The sequence below is a fragment of the Butyrivibrio sp. AE2015 genome, assembly GCF_000420825.1.
Classification (GTDB): domain Bacteria; phylum Bacillota; class Clostridia; order Lachnospirales; family Lachnospiraceae; genus Butyrivibrio.
Genome location: NZ_ATVR01000021.1, coordinates 42,270 through 63,536, shown reverse-complemented (window position 1 = coordinate 63,536; position 21,267 = coordinate 42,270). Strand labels below are relative to the sequence as shown.

At 41.0% G+C, this 21,267-nt stretch carries 14 protein-coding genes and 1 tRNA gene; 1 reads left to right on the top strand and 14 read right to left on the bottom strand.

Annotation, left to right across the window (positions count from 1 at the left end):
- Positions 1–420 precede the first annotated feature (420 nt).
- The 12 genes from G585_RS0110985 to G585_RS0110930 form a co-directional block, all read right to left on the bottom strand.
- Positions 421–493 (bottom strand) — tRNA-Pro (locus tag G585_RS0110985).
- A gap of 254 nt (positions 494–747) precedes the next feature.
- Entirely contained in the window at positions 748–2,379 is a 1,632-nt protein-coding gene (locus G585_RS0110980) for a glycosyltransferase family 39 protein (RefSeq protein ID WP_022775003.1), read from the bottom strand.
- 20 nt (positions 2,380–2,399) lie between these two features.
- Entirely contained in the window at positions 2,400–3,452 is a 1,053-nt protein-coding gene (locus G585_RS0110975) for a substrate-binding domain-containing protein (RefSeq protein ID WP_022775002.1), read from the bottom strand.
- A 97-nt stretch (positions 3,453–3,549) separates the two neighbouring features.
- Positions 3,550–5,958, bottom strand: coding sequence for a glycoside hydrolase family 3 protein (locus G585_RS0110970; protein ID WP_022775000.1), 2,409 nt, complete (start codon positions 5,956–5,958; stop codon positions 3,550–3,552).
- A 137-nt stretch (positions 5,959–6,095) separates the two neighbouring features.
- A complete protein-coding gene (locus tag G585_RS0110965) occupies positions 6,096–6,476 on the bottom strand; it encodes a hypothetical protein (RefSeq protein ID WP_022774999.1) in 381 nt (126 codons plus the stop codon).
- Positions 6,477–6,494: 18 nt separating this feature from the next.
- The gene (locus G585_RS0110960; protein WP_022774998.1) at positions 6,495–7,478 is read right to left on the bottom strand and encodes a transglutaminase domain-containing protein; all 984 of its coding nucleotides are present in this window, start codon (positions 7,476–7,478) and stop codon (positions 6,495–6,497) included.
- 18 nt (positions 7,479–7,496) lie between these two features.
- On the bottom strand, positions 7,497–8,585 hold the full coding sequence (locus G585_RS0110955; protein WP_022774996.1) for a hypothetical protein: 1,089 nt from the start codon (positions 8,583–8,585) through the stop codon (positions 7,497–7,499).
- Positions 8,586–8,775: 190 nt separating this feature from the next.
- Positions 8,776–10,512: a hypothetical protein gene (locus G585_RS0110950; RefSeq protein ID WP_022774995.1), complete on the bottom strand. Its 1,737-nt coding sequence runs from the start codon at positions 10,510–10,512 to the stop codon at positions 8,776–8,778.
- A 143-nt stretch (positions 10,513–10,655) separates the two neighbouring features.
- A complete protein-coding gene (radA, locus tag G585_RS0110945) occupies positions 10,656–12,038 on the bottom strand; it encodes a DNA repair protein RadA (protein WP_022774994.1) in 1,383 nt (460 codons plus the stop codon).
- A gap of 56 nt (positions 12,039–12,094) precedes the next feature.
- Positions 12,095–12,505 (bottom strand): hypothetical protein, encoded by a 411-nt coding sequence (locus G585_RS0110940; protein ID WP_022774992.1) that lies wholly within the window; start codon positions 12,503–12,505, stop codon positions 12,095–12,097.
- Positions 12,506–12,586: 81 nt separating this feature from the next.
- On the bottom strand, positions 12,587–15,172 hold the full coding sequence (locus G585_RS0110935; protein WP_026663941.1) for an ATP-dependent Clp protease ATP-binding subunit: 2,586 nt from the start codon (positions 15,170–15,172) through the stop codon (positions 12,587–12,589).
- A gap of 17 nt (positions 15,173–15,189) precedes the next feature.
- Entirely contained in the window at positions 15,190–15,567 is a 378-nt protein-coding gene (locus tag G585_RS0110930) for a GntR family transcriptional regulator (RefSeq protein ID WP_022774989.1), read from the bottom strand.
- Positions 15,568–15,719: 152 nt separating this feature from the next.
- Between G585_RS0110930 and G585_RS17905 the strand changes: the two genes are divergently transcribed.
- A complete protein-coding gene (locus tag G585_RS17905) occupies positions 15,720–18,344 on the top strand; it encodes a translation factor GTPase family protein (protein ID WP_022774988.1) in 2,625 nt (874 codons plus the stop codon).
- Between the two features lie 61 nt (positions 18,345–18,405).
- Here G585_RS17905 and G585_RS0110920 read toward each other — a convergent pair whose 3' ends face one another.
- Positions 18,406–19,431: an SH3 domain-containing protein gene (locus tag G585_RS0110920; RefSeq protein WP_022774987.1), complete on the bottom strand. Its 1,026-nt coding sequence runs from the start codon at positions 19,429–19,431 to the stop codon at positions 18,406–18,408.
- Between the two features lie 13 nt (positions 19,432–19,444).
- Positions 19,445–21,229, bottom strand: a complete 1,785-nt coding sequence (locus G585_RS0110915; RefSeq protein WP_022774985.1) for an ABC transporter ATP-binding protein — start codon at positions 21,227–21,229, stop codon at positions 19,445–19,447.
- Positions 21,230–21,267 lie beyond the last annotated feature (38 nt).

Here is a 21,267-nt window from a genome sequence, read left to right as displayed (position 1 = left end):
TATTATTGATACAGTATTATTTTTCTTTTATTGATTAGTCCTGCCAGATTTACTACTGCAGGAATAAGATAATTTAGAGATCTACAGTAAATATTTTTTACATTTACTGTAGGATTTTGAAAACCAAGATAATTGCAGTAATCACGTTACTGCATAGATATATTTTTTCACAAGATACAGTATCTAAAGAGAAAACCTACTGCACATTTTAATAATTTATGTAGTATGCAGTAATGCTCTTTGTTCTCTTTATATATATTGATTTCATTGCAAAAAGCTCATCACAAAATAGCTCTCTAAAAATAAAAGCTCTCTAAAAATAAAAGCTCTCTAAAAATAAAAGCTCTCTTAGCCATAAAATACCAGGTCTTGCCTGATATTAGGCACTAAAAAACCGCTCAACTGAGCGGTTTAAATCAATCGGAGTGACGTGATTCGAACACGCGGCCCCTACCTCCCTAAGATAGTGCTCTACCAACTGAGCCACACCCCGACGACGTTCTACATTATATAACGACGAAAATATAAAATCAACCATTTTTATTTCGTTTATTGAAAATTGAAAATCAATTATCCAACTGAGAGTCACATGAAATCGCCGTGACAGTTTTAACGACTTAATTATCAGCGGTGCTACATGAACCATCACACGGCTCCTATGCCCCAAAAGTCACTCAAACCATCATATGACTCCCATGCCCCAAAAGTCACTCAAACTGTCACATGCCCCTCCTCGCCTCAACTACTTCAATGTAAATCCCAGAACATATACACGACTGCTGAGCAGACAAGGGTCAAAACAACAGCAGTGTTGGTGATAAATCGAATCACACGACCAAGTATACCTGTGACACCATCCTGACCAATTTCACCATGCGATACGCCGCTAATAGCAGCACCTTCACGATTAGAGCCACCCTTTGCAACAACCTCCTGAATCTTCACGAGTCCCAGTGAAGTAAATACAAGTGCAGCTGTCATATATCTAAAGTCGCTGCTGCAGGTATATGGATATTTAAATACAAAGAGGCTGTAGCTGATGATCATGAATATGTAAGTAAACAGTACAAATGTGGTGCGGAGCTTTGTGTCGCGCTCCTTATATGCAGCAAAGTAGCATACGAAGAAAACTATTGATGTCACAACTGCTGCTATAATGGATGCAACATAGGCGATCTGCGCAAAAGCAAGCAGGTAATCATTTATCTCAGCAGGAAAAGCCTCAGCAAAAAGACCTGTCTGGAAGAGGATGACCCATGAATTGTGGATTGATGCAGCGCTTATCGGATGGAATGGGAATTCCACATGAAGATCTGCCAAGCCAGGAATTCCTATGATTGACCACACTGAATAAGTTCCTGTGTACATCACTGATTCACTTGGAATAAGTGCAGGAGATGGTATTCCTGGCTTTTCTCCAAAGAGAATAAGATTCCTGATAATATATGAAAGTCCAAGCGGAATAACAATCACTCCAAAGAGCAGATATTCCAAAATGCAGTCCCTAAGCTCTATAAGATTTCCTTCTCTGATGCACCAGATAAGATAGCACATGAAAACAAGTGCGATTGAGAAAGCGCAAATAGCTGTATTTAACTTGCTCACCATGCCAAATCCAAGAGAAAGGGCGATAAGAACGATATTTTTAAAGCTCTTCTCTCTGATCCAGACAAGGGTTCTCCAGATAGTAGTCAGCAAAAGAAGCAGTGCCAAAATATCATTGTTAACAGAACCGGCAAGTACCATCATTCTTGGATGAAATGCAAAAAGAGCCATGCCAAAACAGATGCCTTTTTCTGTAACCTTGCACTCTTCCAAAATGTGAAGCATCACAACAATGCAAAGACTCGAATAAATAAGCGTTGGCACCTGAAGATTCTCAAAAGCAAGCGCCTCCGGAACACCAATAAGTCTCTGAACAGTAAGCCAGATAGCCTCAATTATATGATGAAGTGGTGGATGATAGTATCCAAAATGATCATAGGGATCCATATCAGGCAAATGGAAAAACTTATAGATATACTCGATATATCCGATATGTCCGTTATTGATGTCAGGTGTTCCAAATCCGGTAAAGGTTCCGCCATCATTTTGCAGAGTCCAGATATCAGTGAAAAGAACATAGAATGATCTCATGAGTGTTCCAAAAAATACTATCCAAAGAATCTTTCGTTCTGTGGATAGTTTCCCCGAAATATATGATTTAAAAAAGTAGCATGCAACCAGCAAAGAAATCGCAAAGAAAACTGCTATCTGTGGTTGTCTGTCCACGCCAAAAGCCACTGATGTATATGGATTGCCCTGAAGAACAGCTACCAAAAGTGCCATCAGAATAATGATAAGCACTGATTTTCTATAAACTTTTCCAGATATATTCATTATTAAATCCCCAAATGTCCTTATTTCTTTATTTTATCAAGTATTTCCTGCGCATTTTTGGTTGTAACTTTCACATAGTGACAACCTACGTAATGCTCAACTTTTTCCATTTTGATATAGTTTATGGCCGTGTCTGCTGCGGAATGCGACTGTGAAATATAGTCATTAAAAACAGTGCCTGTAATTCGGCCTTCAAGCACACATCCTATAACTTCCTCAAGTGCATCAACACCAACAAGAAAAATATCCTGACCTACAACCTTGCCATCAGCCTCTATAGCCTCTAAAGCCCCCAATGCCATAGCATCATTATTGCAAAAAACAACTTCAATATCCTTATCTTCCTCTAAAGCCTTAGCCATAAGCTGTCTTGCAGTCTCCTGGTGCCAGTTACCAACTTCATCACCTACACACTCAAGCTTCCATGCAGAATCTTTCAAGGTCCTGACAGAATACTCAGTTCTGTACTGTGAGTCAATATTCTCAGGATCGCCTTCTATCATGTAATACTGCAGCTTGCCGTCACCGTTTAGATCAACTGTGTCAAATCCTAACGCTTCGATGATCTCGCCTTGATAAGTGCCTGACTGACGCGCGTCGCACCCAACATATGAAACATGATAATCATTGTCGACCCATCTGTCTTCCTCATCGCCATCAGGCTCTCTGTTCACATATACAAGAGGAATACCTGCACCAACAGCAAGATCTGTGATTTCTTTTGCAAAAGATGGATTGACCGGATTAACGATCAGCACATCAACTCCGTCATTTATGAGCTCTTTTACCTGGTCAACCTGAGTATTATGGTTATTCAGACTATCCATTATTTCGATATTATCTTCTGAAATGCCCTGTTCCACGAGACGATCCTTTAACTCGTCCCTAAACAAAGTCATAAAAGTATCTGCAAATTGATAAATACATACGCCAACCTTCTTATCGGAAAGAACGTCACCGCTTCCATAACCAAACTCAGTATTTTCTTTTTGAGAAGTTTTGACACCACAACCGGTCACAGAACATGTAACGACCATGGCTGCCATAAAAAGACTAATCAGTCTTCTTTTCATAACAAAGTTCCCTCCACATAGAAAAATCCATCAATATTATACCAAAAAAAGAGCCGAAACCGACTCTTTTTTTATCCCTCTGTAATATTATTGAAAATCAGTCAAACTTAAGGATTATACTAAGGATTCTTCTTGCGCTTGTTTCAAGGACATCTCGGCTTAAAGCTCCCGCATCCATGGCTTTTCTTAATCTGTCCGGGAATCCATTTCCCATCTTAAGGTCATTTCCTGCATTTACTTCCTTGTAGTGTTCTGCTCTGGTCCACCAGTCAGAAGTGACAAGTCCCTCAAAATGCCACTCATCACGAAGGATTCCGGTTAAAAGATCCTTGTTTTCAGAAGCTCTGTATCCGTTCAAAGCATTGTAGGAAGACATGATGGTATATGGCTGAGCTTCCTTAACAATAATCTCAAAGGCCTTTAAATATATCTCACGAAGAGCTCTCTCTGAAACCCTTGAATCAGCGTGCTTTCTATTGGTCTCTTTATTATTGCAGGCAAAATGTTTTACGCTGGCACCGATGTGATTTCTCTGAATACCACATACCAGTGAAGCAGCCATTTTTCCTGTTAGATACGGGTCTTCGGAGTAGTACTCGAAATTTCTTCCGCACATAGGATTTCTGTGAATATTTATGGCCGGAGTAAGCCATACAGCCAAATTATTTTCCTTAACTTCTTCTCCGCCTGCAAAACCAATTTCCTCTGCAATCTCTTTATTCCAGGTGCAGGCAATTGTGGTCGCACATGGGAATGCAGTTGTCACAACGCCGGTCTCCGGTGAAATTCTAAGACCCGCAGGGCCATCTGCAGTGCCTGCGCTTGGAACTCTGTATTCCGGCATGTTACCAAAGCTGAAGGTATTGGAAACACCCACATTAGGCTGTCCGCCCACCAGGTCCATGAGCTCATCATTGGAAAGCTGCTTTACAAACTCATCAAGAGTCGCCTTGCCTTCTGCCACCTCATCAAAACTCTTTGCTCCCTCTTTGTAAGGATTGATAAGTGAGCGTATTGGAAGAGCCTTCTGTGCGGGAAGAAGCGCTTCTTCCGTTCCCGGCTCCATCTTTTCAAAAATGCATTCATTGATATCCCTGTCATCCCCCAAAGGAAGCTCTTCATAACTTCCATCAGAGAGCATTCTCTCCTTTAATGATACAGGAGCAGCCTTATGACTTAACTGAACTATAACCTTATCCACAGGATTCTCATATTCAAACTCAGTCTTTATCGCATCTCTGACATTTGATCCAACATAGAACTTATAAGTACCCTTTTCAAGGACATAGGCTGCATCCCTGATCTTGCCCAGATCATCGTAGGATGACATTTCATATTCACTGACCTTTAATGTCAGAAGCTGACTCTCAAGCGGTAAAAGCTCTTTTGTCTTCTCAAAATCTCCAAGGGCCTTAGAAGGCTTACCCAAAAGTCCTTGTGGCGCGCCATAATAGAGCTGCACAACTTCCTTGCCGGGAAACTTGCCTGTGTTGGTGACCTTAACTGTAAATATCACTTCTCCGTCAAAAGAAACTGCATCAACCACCTTTGTCTCGAAGCTTGTATAAGAAAGACCATATCCAAAAGGATAAACCACCTTTTTGTCGGCACCGGGAATTGTTTCAAAATAGCGATAACCTACATAAATGTCCTCATTGTAATCCACATAGTCAAAAGACTCATGGAACTTTTCTGTTGATGGATAATCCTCCAACGTTCCTGCAAATGTGTCTGATAGTCTTCCGGATGGATTAACTTTTCCAAACAAAACATCCGCAGCAGCGTCGCCGCCTTCCATTCCACCCTGTCCGATGAAAAGAACTGAATCAATCTTGGGGTTTTCTTTTGCCCATCTCAGATCTATGATCCCACCAATATTAAGGACAACTATAACCTTATCAAAGCCAGCACAGGCAGTTTCAACCATCTCTTTTTCTTCTGCTGTGAGATAAAAATCCCCATCTGGAAAGATCTGTCCTGAAATCTTTGGCATAGATGTTTCAGAAGGCCATGGATTGTACTCATTGTTGCACTCTATGCTGCTTCGGTCCCATCCCTCTCCGGAGAATCTGTTCAAAACAACAATTGCCGTATCGGTAAAAGACTTTGCGCCTTCAAGGAGATTCTCAGGAATCTTGACCTCTCTTGTCATTCCCGGCGCAAGTCCCTCTTTGTACTGCTTCCTGATCTCATCTTTGTAAAACCTCACAAGAGGCTCGAACACTTCTATATCCTTGGACCTTAAGCCGTCATAAAGTGAATGTATATATTTGCAGAAAACATCTCCTGATCCGCCTCCGCCTTTGACATAGTCAACTGATGCTTTTCCAATCAGTGCAACCTTTTTATCAGTTGAAAGAGGAAGTGTTCCATTGTTTTTCAAAAGAACTATTCCTTCATTGGCAGCTTTTCTTGATATTTCAATATGCTCTTTACTGCCTGTTATCCTTGTGTCTCCATATAATGGAATTCCGGGCTGATATAATAGCCTTGCCCATTTCTTCATTTTAGTTCCCTCCAAATGCATTACATTATTAATCCACGTGGACTCATTCTACCATTTAGTTCTTTAATTTAAAATCTGTTTTCATGCTGTTTTTTGCAAAAAAATAAAGAACCTTTGCGGTTCTTTATCCTTTACTATTATTCAACTATCTTACTGCCATCATTGTAGGTTATAACCCAGTAGCCTTCGCCGGTTCCGCAGTCCTCATAATATACTTTATCGATTATTACTTTTTCAGGTTCCTTTTCACTCTCCTCATTATCAGATGATCCAGTAAAAGAAATAGCTGTTTTCCCTTCCGCTGCTGTTGCAGTAGTTGCATCTTCTATTTCGGTTATCTCATCTGCATATATCACAGGCTCGTTACTGGCCTCTACCACAGGAATATCCTCTTTTCCAAGTGCTCCATTTAATGCCTCCCTATAAAAAGGAACTGTAGTATACAGCATTATGTTAAGCATGAAAAGGAAAACAAATGTAATAGGAATCGCCATAAATATACCCGAAAATCTTCTCATAAAAGGTAACCCTCTTTCTTAATAATAGACAGTCCAGGTCAGCTGTTTTTCCAATGGCCCCGCCGGATAACTGTCATATGTCTGTTTGTAATATCCTCCCCCTTTAGCATCCTGCATCTCTGAATCAAAGATGTACCATTTGTCTCCCAATTTAACTTCAGTCCAGGCGTGGGGCGTTCTCCCACCAAGCGAAGACTGAACCATTCCGCTGCACACTCTTGAGTCAAACCCGATTCCCTTTGCTATATATGCAAAAGCTGCTGCGTACCCATAACAGTTCCCCTTGCCATTCAAGAGCATGTCTGTCGCATAACTTCCTGTCCAGTTTCCTATAGGAATATCCATCTTTCTCTCATAAGAAACTGAAGAAACCAGATAATTAAAAGCGCATTCAAGCTGCTGCCTCTGGTTCATGGACTCTGTAGTACTTGCTTCCAAAACTGAAGCAATGAGCTTTTTTAGATCTGTGTCAGGCTCCACCGTATTTCCTGAAGCATCTTTCCATTTAACCCCGAAAGCTGTGTGAATGAAATGTGCCCCTGGAACCTGCCATTCCATGAGATTGCTCTCAGCCTGCGCCTCGATCAGCTGCCTTATATCTGCCCTTAAGCTGTCTGCCACGCCGTACAGAGCATTTTTTCCGATAGATGTGACCGTTTCCGGAATATACGCCCCTGTCAGAGCTGCAGGAAAGCACAAAAGCTCTGTTTGGTCTTTGTTATAAAGGCAATTGCTGTATGAAGAATAAAAAGGATTGTTCTCGCTTACAGTAATTGACCTAAGGGCCATCAGCCCTCTGAATGCGTTGGAGGAGATGTCCGTCACATCACTTCCTATGTGGATCGTAGAGATATCCGGTGTTCCTCTGAAGGTAGCTGAATCAATCGTAGTTATCCCACTTGCCCTTGCTCGTATAGAGCTGTTCATGAGAGCCATCATAACCATAAATATTATAAGAAAAACACATATAATATTTGTTGCATTTACTTTACTTTTTCTCATATGTCTCGCCTAAATATATCAATAGTCATTAGCTTGACCGCTCATTGGATTATCATTCTTAGGTAAATCTTCTGTACTTGCCTCTCCATTATCCCCATAAGGAGGTCTCGTATTTATGATATTACTAAGTGTTGCATAATTTACATAATTCTGAATATCCTGTTCCACGCCGCCTTCAAGGGGATGTTTTCCATACCCGGCTATCCCCAGAATTCCATCAGCATAAGCTTCATGATTATCACATGCTATCTGGCAATATTGCTGAGCCCACGTATTTGCATTTACATGAACCCATTTTAAAGGTGCTGCCCCTGGGTTATTCTGCTGGATAGTTGCATCCAGATAATCCAGGATCAACCCTAATGCCCTTGTAGCTCCAGCACTTGTAAATTCATGAGCACAAAACACTCCATATGCCGTCCTATATACCTTGCTATTTGTTTTTTTTACCTCATCCTGAGTCAGTTCTCTTCCAGCATTGCAATATGCCTGTACAATACCAGTGGCATAGGCTACCATCTGTATCTCAGACACTACAGGCACGTTACTTGCATTATTAGAATTATTTGTATTTTTTTTACTTTTCTTATTATTGTTATTATTGGTTACCATAACCTGATTATAAATACTATTCGCCAGCTGCTTGGCTATACTCCTCGCTTCAGCATCCTGACGTCTGTTCATACCCCCATTGTTATGAAGTTGTTCCGGAATAACTACCATTCCATCCTTTTTTTCTTTAGTCAGCTGATTTGAAGGAACTATATACTCATTACTACTTCCCCAAGCGTGAGCTCCCCTTGTTATTAACTTATTAGCAACTCTCTTTTCTTTTATTCCAAATATTGCATAGTGTTCTACCAATTTGGCTGGGTCAGCTCCAAAAGCAATTCTGAGATCATTGTAGTTTAAAAAATAATACAGTGGATTATATCCATACTTAGTACCATAATCCACCCCATTATACACAGTAGTCCCTTTGGCAAGGGTATTATACGTATCTTCTGACAAATCAACAGAATCATCGTATGCATAACAATTTAATGGAACAGCAAAAGTAAAAGCAATTATAACAATATAGCAAACTACTAACCATTTTCTAAACATTTCACCCCTCCAATACATAATATTTTCAAAAAGGCACAGACTATCCTTGAAATGCTTACATGAATATTATCGTCATTTTATAATTTTTTTTAACCTTTTAATGAAAAAATTCAAAAAATACATGAAATCTTTTGTAAAAGAAATGTGCCAGATGATATGTGTTGCTTAGCATCCCATATCACCTGGCACATTATAAGATCATAGTCAAAATTAAGAAAAAGCAAATAGCTAATGTTCTCATACTTAAAGATACACTTGTATCACCTGTCGCAGACATCCTGGCTCCCAAAACAGATGAGCCGGGAACAACACTAAACAAATCCTCATCAGCCTCCAAAAGAGTTACATCAGCGCTGCTGCTCAAAATAGCCGATGTATCAGGTGCATTGACGCTTAAAGATACGTTTTCACTAGTGTCATCTTTAACTGTTGATGTCTCGTAGTTTAAGGCGGCCTCATTCCCACTTGCATCAACAAGAACAAGTCTTCCCTTCTGGCACTTTACAACATATTGTGAAGAAACATCCCTACCCTCACTATCCACAATAACAACAGAAGTTATCTCGTTGCAGCTCTCGCCTACTCCTGTCTGGCTTCCATTGAACACTACTTTGGATATAGTATGTCCATCCTTTAATTTGCCGTCAACGATGGTGTAACTATCATTGGTGAGAGTCCGCCCATCATCATTTTTAACTGTGCTGCCGGCTTCGATAGTGATCACGTTACTCACATCTATCGCAGCCTGTTTTGTCTTTATCTCAACAGAAGACTCGCTCTTTAATGCTGTGATAACACCTGTAACCGCATCTTTAATTCCAACCCTGATATTTTCAGGTTCAATTTCTTTTCCATCAAAAATAAATGGAATAGTCAGTCCTTTTTCTGATAAATCCTTGGCGGTAACATAGGCATAGGCAGCATCAATGCTCACCCAGTATTCCCTGTTTTTGTATTTAAATGTTGTACCATTGCCATCAGATGCTGTTACTGTTAAGACATCTGTTCTAAGGAACTTACCAAAGGCATCATAAATCTTCTCTGTAAGTGTCTCTGGCTCTTTTTCATCAATGATCCTGATCTTAAATCCATCTCCCACAAGATGAGCTTCGCCATCATCAGGAACTATGGGATTATTACAGATAGTTTCAATCTCTATTGATATTTCAGGTTCCTCTGTATCATCTGCAGAGACAGATGAACTCTCTGAAGCAGATGACGCCTCCGAAGAAGCACTTCCGGCACTTTCCGATGATGCTGACGATGCAGAAGTTGCTTCACCTGAGTTTTCTGATGAAGCACTAGAAAGAGCCTCTGAAGAGGCTTCTTTTGATTCCCCATTGCCGGGATCGTCTGTAATCTCAGAAATCGGATCTTCTGAAGGCTCCTCAGTAGGATCTTCTACCGCTTGTCTTGTCCTTATAACACCGTCAACATGCATTACATAGTCTATATTTTTGATAACATACCATTGAATATAATGGACAGAAGGATCAAAATCGCTTCTAACTGACTGAATCTCCTCCAAAGAAGGGACCTTGCTCAGGGACTGCAAAACTTCATTATCACAATAAAGATCATCCTCTGAAGGTTCGTCTTCAAGATCAGTTCCAACAATCTCATCAAAGCTGTTTACAGCTCCAAACTTATAAATCCCATCAGAATAGTTAGATGTTGGATATGATGAAATTTCATATGGAATATCAGAATCTATTCCATTAAGAAGGTAAAAATATGTTGAACAATAAAAAGCTGTATCCAGTTCAGTAGCTTCATCTATTGCAATTTCTGTACCTGAATCTGTAGCGGCATCCGAGCTGTCATCATCAGCGTATGACACAAAAGCAGTAAGTCCACTACTTAAAACTGCTATCACTGCCATCAACATTATCAAACTAAATACTACAGCTCTTTTTATCCCTTTCACCTTGATTCTCCAGTCATTGCCACCAGGCTTTTCTGATTTACCTCGTTAAAAACATATCTTCATAAATATAGCAGAAGAACAATCATACAATCAATCACAATTTGCCATAAAAATGATAAAAAAAGACCAAATATCTTTCAGCCTCAGATAAGGCCCATGGCATCACTGACTGAATAAACACCTATTATCTCAATTCCCTTACAGCTTGATTTAAGCTTTTTTTCAAGAGCTTTAGGAACGATGCAGCGCTTAAATCCAAGCTTCTTTGCTTCCTGAACGCGGGCCTCTGCCATATTTACTGACCTCACTTCTCCTGAGAGACCAACTTCACCAAAAGCAATCGTGTCATCACTGATAGGTTTATTTTTAAAACTGGAAATAATCGCAAGGCAGATGCCAAGATCCAATGAAGGCTCTGCAATCTTCATTCCTCCGGCAAGATTGATGTATGCATCATAGTCTGCCATCTGAAGACCTATCCTCTTTTCCAAAACTGCCATGAGAAGATTAACTCTGTTATAGTCTGTTCCATTGGCCTGACGTCTCGGAAAGCCGAAATTAGTCCTGCACACCAGCGCCTGAATTTCTATCAGTATAGGACGTGTTCCCTCAACAGAACAGGTAACGATAGATCCGCTTGCATTGACTGGTCTTCCATCCAACATGAATTCTGAAGGATTGGTGACCTCCATAAGGCCTTTTTCCTGCATTTCAAATACGCCAATTTCATTGGTTGAACCAAATCTGTTTTTAACTGCCCTTAAGATCCTGTAAGAGGCATGGCGATCTCCCTCAAAATAAAGAACTGTATCAACCATATGTTCCAGCACTCTAGGGCCTGCAACCTGTCCTTCCTTGGTCACATGTCCAACAATAAACACTGAGATATTCATACTCTTGGCAATTCTAAGAAGGACTGATGTGGACTCCCTTACCTGTGAAACACTTCCTGGAGCAGATGAAACATCCTCGTTGTACATTGTCTGGATCGAGTCAATAACAAGCACCTGAGGTTTCTCTCTATTGATAGCCTCTTCTATATTGGAAAGATTTGTCTCACACATGAATTTCAAAGTATCAGAAAAATCTCCAAGTCTGTTCGCGCGCAGCTTTATCTGTCTTAAAGATTCCTCACCTGAAATATAGAGAACATCTCTTTTATCTCCGGAAAGATTCCCTGCGACCTGCAAAAGAAGCGTTGATTTACCGATTCCCGGATCACCGCCCACAAGAATAAGAGAGCCTTTCACAAGCCCTCCACCAAGAACTCTGTTGAGTTCACCTATATGTGTATCAAAGCGGTCTTCATCTGTCATCACTATCTCTGACAGAGTCTGCGGCTTTTTATACTCGCCGTTTGTTAATGCCGTTCCTCTGGTTGAACCACTTGCTGCCTTGGGAGCTGATTTAACCGTTTCCTCAACAAATGTATTCCATTCTCTGCATCCTGGACACTGCCCCATCCACTTGGATGATTCATACCCACACTTTTGACAAAAAAATACAGTCTTTATTTTTGTCGCCATAACTCCTCCAAAAAATAAGGGCCTTTCGAGTTTTCTCGAAAAGCCCTAAACATTTTTTACCTTTCAACTCTTACCTGTGTTGCCTTTTCTTCAGAAAGTTCAACACTCAAATTAAGTTTTCCACCGACGTTCGTAGTCATCTTACCAATGCTGGTACCATTTACGAACACGTTATATTCAGTTTTTTCAAGAAGTCCCAATGTGATCTGAGCATCACTGGAGCCTTCAACAGCGAACTCTACGCCTTTCTCAGTCTCTTTAAACTCAGTAACTGTAGTTCCGGGCACGGACTCATATACGAAGTTCTCATTGCTTTCAAGCTTGGTAATATCCTTAAAAGTCTTTACCTTATAGATGTCTCCGCCATGCTCAAAATTTTCGAGTTTCTTTTTCTCTGGAAGCTTATAGTTACCAAAACTGATGCTCCCATCCTCTTCAGCACGAATCAACTGCTCAACAACAGCCATATCTAAACCTCCTAAAATGTATAGCTCGTTTCTTATAAAACATTATAAGTCAAAGAACCTTAATGTAAAATTAAAATTTTGTTACTTTTTTGAAGTTTTTTTCGCTGGCTTTTTTACAGTTTTTTTAGCAGGTTTTTTTGTTGTTACAGTGCTTTTTGTCTTAGAAGACTTTGAAGGCTTTGTGGTCTTGACACTTACCTTCCTCACTGATGTTTTGGAGCCTTCTGCTGTAGTGAAAACAATCTTGTCATCCTTAAGTCCAACTGTCACATCTGTTCCGGCCTTTATATTGCCCTTCAAAAGCTCTTCTGCCATTGCATCCTCAATAGTCTGCTGAATAGCTCTCTTAAGAGGTCTTGCACCCATTTTTGCATCTGAATGCTTGGTCACAAGGAACTTTTTAACAGCAGGAGATATTGTAAGATTGATATCCATCTGGTTCTTGCAGCGCTTGCTGAGGTTCTGTGAAAGGAGTGTCACAATATCCATCATCTCTTTTTCATTGAGAGTATGGAATACCATGATCTCATCTATTCTGTTGATAAACTCAGGCTTAAAGAGACGCTTAACCTCTTCCATAACACCTGACTTCATATCTTCATAGTCCTTTTTGGCATCAGATCCGGCACCGAATCCAAGCTTTTTAGGATCAACAATCTTCTGGGCTCCAACATTTGAAGTCATGATGAGGATAGTGTTCTTAAAGCTTACTTTTCTGCCCTTGGAATCTGTGATATGTCCGTCATCCAGAACCTGCAAAAGAACATTAAAGATATCAGGATGTGCTTTTTCAATCTCATCAAAAAGAATTACTGAATACGGATGTCTTCTTACTTTCTCACTGAGCTGTCCGCCGTCATCAAATCCAACATATCCTGGAGGTGATCCGATCATCTTGGATACGGAGTGACCTTCCATGTACTCAGACATATCTACTCTGATAAGAGCATTCTCATCACCAAACATTGCTTCAGCAAGGGCCTTTGAAAGCTCTGTCTTACCTACACCTGTCGGTCCAAGGAAAAGGAATGAGCCAATTGGTCTGTTAGGATCCTGAAGTCCTACACGACCTCTTCTGATAGCCTTGGATACAGCCTTAACAGCATCCTCCTGACCGATAACTCTTTTATGAAGGACAGCCTCAAGCTTAAGAAGCTTTTCAGATTCTTTTTCTGCAATCTTCTTAACAGGAATTCTTGTCCACTCTGCTACGACCTCTGCTATATCATTCTCATTAACAACATAGGCAGATGTCATTTCTTTTTTCTTTTCAGCATTCTTTGCTCTGTTTAACTTGGAGATAAGAGCGTTCTGTTCTTTATTAAACTCACCTGCTGCCTTGAAATCCTGCTCTTTAAGGGCAGTTTCGATCTTGCCATCGTAGGACTTTATGAGTTCCTCAAGCTCTTTTATCTTGGGAGATACGCCCATAGTCCTAAGTCTTACAGCTGATGCAGCCTCATCAATAAGGTCAATCGCCTTATCAGGAAGATTTCTGTCGTTAATATATCGCTCAGACAGCTCAACTGCAGCCTTGATAGCCTCAGGAGTTATAGTAACCTTGTGATGCTCCTCATACTTGCTGACAATTCCATTGAGGATCTCAGTAGCCTCTTCCTTGGTAGGTTCATCCACATTAACAGGCTGGAATCTTCTCTCCAAAGCGGCATCTTTTTCAACGTACTTGCGATACTCAGTAATGGTTGTAGCACCTATCATCTGAATCTCGCCTCTTGCAAGAGATGGCTTCAAAATATTGGAAGCATCAATTGCTCCTTCTGCACCACCGGCACCGATAAGTGTATGCATCTCATCAACAAAAAGAATTATATTTCCATCATCTGAAACTTCTTTGATGACTTTCTTGATACGTTCTTCAAACTCGCCTCTGTATTTGGAACCTGCGATCATTCCTGAGAGGTCCAAAGTAACAAGGCGTTTATTCTGAACTGTTAAAGGCACATCTCCGGAAGCAATCCTCTGGGCAAGTCCCTCAACAACTGCTGTCTTACCTACACCGGGCTCACCAATAAGACATGGGTTATTCTTGGTCCTTCTGCTGAGGATCTGAATAACTCTCTTTATCTCTCTTTCTCTTCCCACTACGGGATCGAGTTTATTTTCAACAGCAAGTGCTGTAAGGTCTCTGCTGTACTGTGCAAGGATTGATGCCTTTTTACCGGCCTTTGGAGCTGTCTTTCTTCCAAGGTCCTCTTTTACAAGGTTTGGATCCTCTCCCATGGCAGCAAGGGTCTCCGCATATATCTTCTGTGCAGGAACATTGAGGGTACTGATAAGTCTTACTGCAACATTCTCTCCCTCTTTTATAAGAGCAAGCAAAATGTGCTCAGTTCCTGTCTTGTCTGCGTGGAATCTCTCAGCAAGTCTGTGAGCTTCCTCAAGCACTTTCTCCGCACGTGGAGAAAAGCCGTCTTTATCAAGGGTACTGACTGTAGAATCGGGAACAATAAGATCTTTTATCATATCCATCATACGATTCTCGTCGATACCGTTATCAATAAGGATTCTGGAAGCAACGCTTCCATCTTCTAATATAAGTCCCATGAGAATGTGCTCAGTACCTACATAATTAAGTTTAAGGCTCCTGGCTGTTTTCCTGGCAAGCTTAAGTGCATCTGCCGCCATTAAGGTAAACTTTGAATCCATATTATCTCTTCCTTTCTTCAAGAATTTCTCTCGTAGTTGTCATAAAGCTGGTCTACAAGTTTGTGAATATCATCCCTTCCAATCCCCTTACAGATAGCTCTTGCAAGTACGACCGCAAGTTCCGATTTAGCTTCACTAAGAGCCTGAAGCTTGTCAATGTCAATAGCGATGATAGCTCCACGTCTCCTGTCAATCTTAACAAAACCCTCCTGTTGAAGGATTGAATAAGCTTTGTTTACAGTGTGCATGTTGATACCGATCGTCTCAGCAAGCTGGCGCACACTTGGAAGCTGTTCTCCCTCGCGGAATTGAGACGTAGCAATACCCAATATGATCTGATTGCAAAGCTGCATATAGATTGCTTCACCACTATTAAAATCAATCTCTATGATCATAAACGCCTCCTAATCTGTGATATATTTAGTATAACACATGCTACAGATTAATCAAATTAAGACTTATCCGCAAGATGTAACAAGGTTTTTACATCAAATTTGGCAAATATTTGATATTCAAGATTTCATGTTTTATCCGTATAATAGTACCTATGAATAAAAATATGACTATTGGCATCCTGGCTCATGTGGATGCAGGAAAAACAACAATTTCAGAAGGCATCTTATATATTGCAGGTGCCCTGCGCAAAATGGGCAGAGTTGACCACAGGGACACCTTTCTTGATAACTATGATCTTGAGAGAGACCGCGGAATAACCATTTTTTCCAAGCAGGCGATCTTTGAATACGGCGGATATCATTTCACTCTTTTGGATACTCCCGGCCATGCTGATTTTTCAGCTGAAATGGAGAGAACCCTTTCCGTTCTTGATGCGGCTGTTCTTCTCATCAGCGCCCCTGATGGCATAACAGGTCAGACAAGGACTCTGTGGAAGCTTCTTAAGCATTACCATGTGCCAACTTTCATTTTCGTGAACAAAATGGATCAGTACCAGGGTGACAAAGAGAATCTGTTAAATGAGATAAAATCAAGTCTTAGCAGCAGCTGCATTGATTTTAGTTCTGATCCTGCTTCTCCTGAATTTCAGGAAGAATTAGCTGTATGTGATGAGGAACTCCTAAACAGCTTTCTTGATGGAGAAGAGATAACAAATGATCAGGTAAAAGAGCTGATCTCAAAGAGGAAATGCTTCCCCTGTGCTTTCGGAAGTGCCCTTAAGATGGAAGGCATAGAGAGCTTTCTTTCTCTCGTTACCTATTTTGCACCTGTAAAAAAATATGACGAAAACGGTGACTTTTCCGCAAAGGTCTTTAAAATAAGCAGAGATGCAAATGGAAACAGATTGACCCATATTAAGATTGCCAGTGGATCTATCGCGCCAAAGACACTTCTTGGAGATGAAAAGATCGATCAAATCCGCTTCTACTCAGGAGAAAAGTATGACACTGCAACTAAAGCTGTCGCAGGTCAGATCTGTGCCGTAACAGGTCTGTCTTCTGCTCTTCCCGGAGAGATGATAGGTTCCTCCAAAGACTTATCAACAGGCAGCATTATGCAGCCCATCCTTTCCTGTTCAGTTCTTTTACCGGACGGCAAGGATCCAATCGCCTTTTACAAAGAGCTGAAGGTCTTGGAGGAAGAGGATCCGACTCTCCAGCTTAGTTTCAATAACAAAGCTCAGGTAATTGAGATCAAGGTGATGGGCGAAGTTCAGAAAGAGGTCCTAAAGCACATAGTAAAGCAGCGCTTTGGAACCGAAATAGACTTTGGCCCAGGTCACATTGTCTACAAAGAAACCATTGCAAATAAAGTTGAGGGTGTAGGTCACTTTGAACCTCTTCGCCACTACGCCGAAGTCCATCTGCTTCTTGAACCGGCAGCTCCGGGAAGCGGTATTTCTTTTGCCGCAAAGTGCAGTACCGATAAGCTCTCTCTTAACTGGCAGAGGCTCGTACTTACTCACCTTCAGGAAAAGAAGCATCTCGGAGTCCTTACAGGGTCTGAGATCACTGACATTAAGATAACTCTAATCGCCGGAAAAGCTCATGAAAAGCACACTGAGGGCGGTGACTTCAGACAGGCCACCTACAGAGCTGTAAGACAGGGCCTTATGAGTGCAAAATCAGTCCTTCTTGAACCTGTTTTAGATTACAGACTTGAGATTCCTTCAGATACTGTAGGAAGGGCACTTACAGATATGCAGCGCATGAACGGAACCACTTCTCTCCCTGATATTATTGGTGAAAAAGCTCTCATCACAGGGACTGTTCCTGCCGCCTGCTTTCTTGACTATGCATCTGAACTTTCATCCTACACAAGAGGCGAAGGTCAGATCTTTACAACCTTTAGGGGATACGAACCATGTCATAATGAGGAAGAGATTATAGAAAGCTTTGGCTATGACCCTGAGCTTGATGTAGACAATCCTTCATCTTCCGTTTTTTGCTCTCACGGAAGTTCTTTGATAATTCCTTGGGATGAAGCCCCTGAAAAAATGCATGTAGATTCAGGTCTTTTCCCTAAAGAGAGAACTGCTGCTGTCATAGAAAAAGAATTTGTGAAATATAAAAATTCTGAAGAAGAATTAAAAGCAATATTCGAAAGAACTTATGGAAAGATTGCTCCAAGATATGTGGAAACTGCCGTCACCTATGATTCTTTAAATCAGGCAGATACTCCCGAAAGCGATAACAGAGACTACGATCTTGAAGCAGCCAAAAAGGAAAAGCACCAGAACAGCACTTCATCCATAAAAAATGAGATGAATAAGGAATACCTTCTGGTTGATGGTTACAACATAATATATGCTTCATCTGACTTGTCAGACCTTGCGAAAACTGACTTAAAGGCCGCAAGAGATAAGCTTATCGATATTCTCATCAACTTTCAGGGATTCAGGCGTGAACAGGTGATCGTTGTGTTTGATGCCTACAAAGTCGCCGGAGGCAAAGAACATACAGATGAAATGAGTGGTCTTTTAATCGTCTATACAAAAGAAGCTGAGACTGCGGACCAGTATATAGAAAAGGCTGCACACGAAATAAGCAAAAAGTACAAAGTGACTGTTGCCACTTCTGATGCTATAGAGCAAGTGATCGTCCTTAGTAGCGGAGCCTATAGACTGTCTGCCAGAGACTTTTGGGATGAAATAGAAAGAACCAATACTCTCATCTCGGAGAGCATCGCATCGAAAACCAAAAAGGATTTGCCATGACTTGTAGTCCTGGCAAATCCTTTTATATCTTATTCTAATATTCTCCTACTATCGTTAGTATTTACACATCTGTTGCCACTACTGACATATAGTATGAGTAAAGATTCTTGTATGTAGTCTTGTCGTAGTGAAGGCCGTCAGCTGTACTAAAGCCTGTCTGAGTAAGATATGAGTAGCTGTCGATCCACTTGATCCTTGGGTCAAGTTCTGCCTGAAGTTTGGCGTTGAAGCTCTCAATCTGTGCATTGGATACTGAGTTGCAGTTGCCAACTGGTGTTACTGATGAATAATAAACTGTCACTCCTGCTGCATCCCAAACATCAATGTAGCTGTTTACAAGACTGATGTATTTAGACGCATTAGCCAGATCATTAACACCAAAGTTAATGATCATAGTGGTTCCGTTGCCCGCGTACTCCTGTATCTCTGAAAGAGCTGTGTTCTTAAACCAACTGTATCCCTCACCAACCTTGGCAATATATGCCTTATCGGTAGTTCCAACTGCATTCTCAAGCTGAACAGTTCTGGAATCACCAACGAAAAGATATGGGACACTTGGTAGTTCAGAAGTCACATAGTCTCCGCTGATAAAGCCTGCTCCATCGCCATAGGAAATCTCGTACCAGTTATTGTCTGTTACTCCGATAACCTGAAGTTCGCTTCCCCAGTTAATCCTTCCAAGCTTGTCATAATCTGTTCCGGCGCCATTTCTGACATTAACCGTATCACTGGCATACATAACAAGCGGAGTTTCATAAGCTGTTACAGTGTAAGGAAGCACTTCTTCGGCAGTTTCTTCTGAAGCAGCCTCTGTAGCTTCTACCATATCCACTGTTTCTGTGACAGCTCCATCTGCAAGATTATCCTCTCCAAGAGCTTCATCAATCTGGATATTCAAGACTTCACCTGCAACTTCCGTGGTCTCTTCTGAAGCAGCGCTGGCCATCGCAAGATGTTTGTCAGCAACAAGTCCTGCCAGCACAACTACTGAAAAAGCCGCAGCAAAAGACCCTAAAATTATTTGGTTTTTATTTGTTTTCTTTTTAAGCATGACACAAATTTTACAATAGTCGTAATAACTTGTCAAATTTCATTCACCTTTATACAGCTTCCATACCTTCCATCTGTGCAGTAAACAGATGATAGTAAGCTCCCTTGCGGGCCATCAGCTCATCGTGACTTCCGCATTCAGTTATACCACCGTTGTCTATATACATTATTTTATCACATTTAGTAATGGTAGACAGTCTATGGGCAATGATAAAGCTTGTCCTGCCTTCCAGCATTGTATCAAGTCCCTTTTGAAGAGCTTTTTCCGTCTGAACATCAATACTTGAGGTCGCTTCATCAAGTACCAGTATCGCAGGATCAGATAAAAGAGTTCTCGCAAAGGACAAAAGCTGCTTTTGTCCCTGAGAAAGAAGTGCACCTCTTTCCTTAACTTCAGTGTTGTATCCCTTAGGCATTACTTTTATAAAATCATGAGCGCAAACAGCCCTGCTGGCTCTTCTTATATCAGCCTCAGTTGCATCAAGTTTTCCATAGCGGATATTATCTCCAATTGTTCCGGAGAAAATAAAGCTGTCCTGAAGCATTATTCCCATCTGTGACCTCAGAGAATGAAGAGTCACCTTTGAAATATCCTGTCCATCAATAAGGATTCTTCCACTATCAACGTTATAAAATCTCGAAATGAGGCTTACAATAGTACTCTTTCCTGCTCCTGTAGGACCTACAAGAGCAATACTCTCTCCGGGTTTTACACTAAATGAAACATCATGCAGGATTTCTTTTCCCTTCTCATAGGAAAAAGAGACATGGTCAAAGGTCACTTCACCGACCATCTTCTTCATCTCCACTGCATCAGGCGCATCATCTACAGTTACAGGCTCATCCATAGTCTCAAAAATTCTCTCTAGATAAGCCATGTTATTGATGAAGTTGTTAAATATATTTCCAAGGTTCATGATAGGCTGCCAAAATCTTGATGCGTAACTTGAGATAGCAACGATCACGCCCAGGGACTCATTTCCCTTTGAAAAAACTACAAGTGCAAACATGAATATTGCAGCTCTGACAAGAACCGATATGGTATCAATTCCCGGCCAGACCATGGTTGAATAGCTGACTGCCTTCATCCATGCCTTTTTACAGTTGGAAGAAAGGACTTTGAATATCTCAGCATTTTCATCTTCTCTAGCAAAGATCTGTGTTATTCTTGCACCAACAATATTTTCCTGAAGATAGGCGTTTAAATTGGAGTTCTTGTTTGACACTGCCTGCCAGGCTTTTCTCTGCTTGTTCTTTATCCAGAACATAAATACCATAAGAAATGGCACACCGGCCAGAACCACAAAGCTCAGCTTGACATCTACTGCAAACATAAATATTACGATAAAAACAAGATTCAATATCTCAAGGACCACGTTGATAAGACCGTTGCTTAACATATCTGAAACGGAATTGACGTAATTAACTACCCTTACAAGGATCTTTCCATGTGGTCTGTCGTCATAGTATTGAAATGGCAGCTTCTGCAAGTGTTCAAAAAGATCGCTCCTTATCTGATAAATAATATTCTGGCTCACATTTACCATGATTCTTGAACGAATCGTGGTAAAGATCACACTACATACGTAAAACAACGCTGCAGCAACAACCAGTTTGTAGAGAAGGCTCTCATCGCCGCTTGGGATTGCCACATCCAAAGCCCTTTGCACGATCATTGGGCTCACAAGAGCTGCTGCTCCGCCAAGGGCGGAAAAAACAAGTGCCATCGCCATTTTACCTGCGTGCTTTTTTATATATCCTGAAGCCCTGAGAAGGTGCTTTATATCAAAGGGCTCTTCTAATATCTCATCTTCTTTATATGTATTTCGTCTCATGTACTTATCTCCTGTTTATATCTCCTGCCTATAGTTAC

Excerpts from the sequence above, each read along its gene's own strand:
- radA (WP_022774994.1), bottom strand. The coding sequence starts at position 12,038 with ATGGCGACAAAAATAAAGACTGTATTTTTTTGTCAAAAGTGTGGGTAT.
- G585_RS17905 (WP_022774988.1), top strand. The coding sequence starts at position 15,720 with ATGAATAAAAATATGACTATTGGCATCCTGGCTCATGTGGATGCAGGA.
- G585_RS0110915 (WP_022774985.1), bottom strand. The coding sequence starts at position 21,229 with ATGAGACGAAATACATATAAAGAAGATGAGATATTAGAAGAGCCCTTT.
- G585_RS0110940 (WP_022774992.1), bottom strand. The coding sequence starts at position 12,505 with ATGGCTGTTGTTGAGCAGTTGATTCGTGCTGAAGAGGATGGGAGCATC.
- G585_RS0110930 (WP_022774989.1), bottom strand. The coding sequence starts at position 15,567 with ATGATCATAGAGATTGATTTTAATAGTGGTGAAGCAATCTATATGCAG.
- G585_RS0110970 (WP_022775000.1), bottom strand. The coding sequence starts at position 5,958 with ATGAAGAAATGGGCAAGGCTATTATATCAGCCCGGAATTCCATTATAT.
- G585_RS0110980 (WP_022775003.1), bottom strand. The coding sequence starts at position 2,379 with ATGAATATATCTGGAAAAGTTTATAGAAAATCAGTGCTTATCATTATT.
- G585_RS0110965 (WP_022774999.1), bottom strand. The coding sequence starts at position 6,476 with ATGAGAAGATTTTCGGGTATATTTATGGCGATTCCTATTACATTTGTT.
- G585_RS0110955 (WP_022774996.1), bottom strand. The coding sequence starts at position 8,585 with ATGTTTAGAAAATGGTTAGTAGTTTGCTATATTGTTATAATTGCTTTT.
- G585_RS0110975 (WP_022775002.1), bottom strand. The coding sequence starts at position 3,452 with ATGAAAAGAAGACTGATTAGTCTTTTTATGGCAGCCATGGTCGTTACA.
- G585_RS0110935 (WP_026663941.1), bottom strand. The coding sequence starts at position 15,172 with ATGGATTCAAAGTTTACCTTAATGGCGGCAGATGCACTTAAGCTTGCC.
- G585_RS0110960 (WP_022774998.1), bottom strand. The coding sequence starts at position 7,478 with ATGAGAAAAAGTAAAGTAAATGCAACAAATATTATATGTGTTTTTCTT.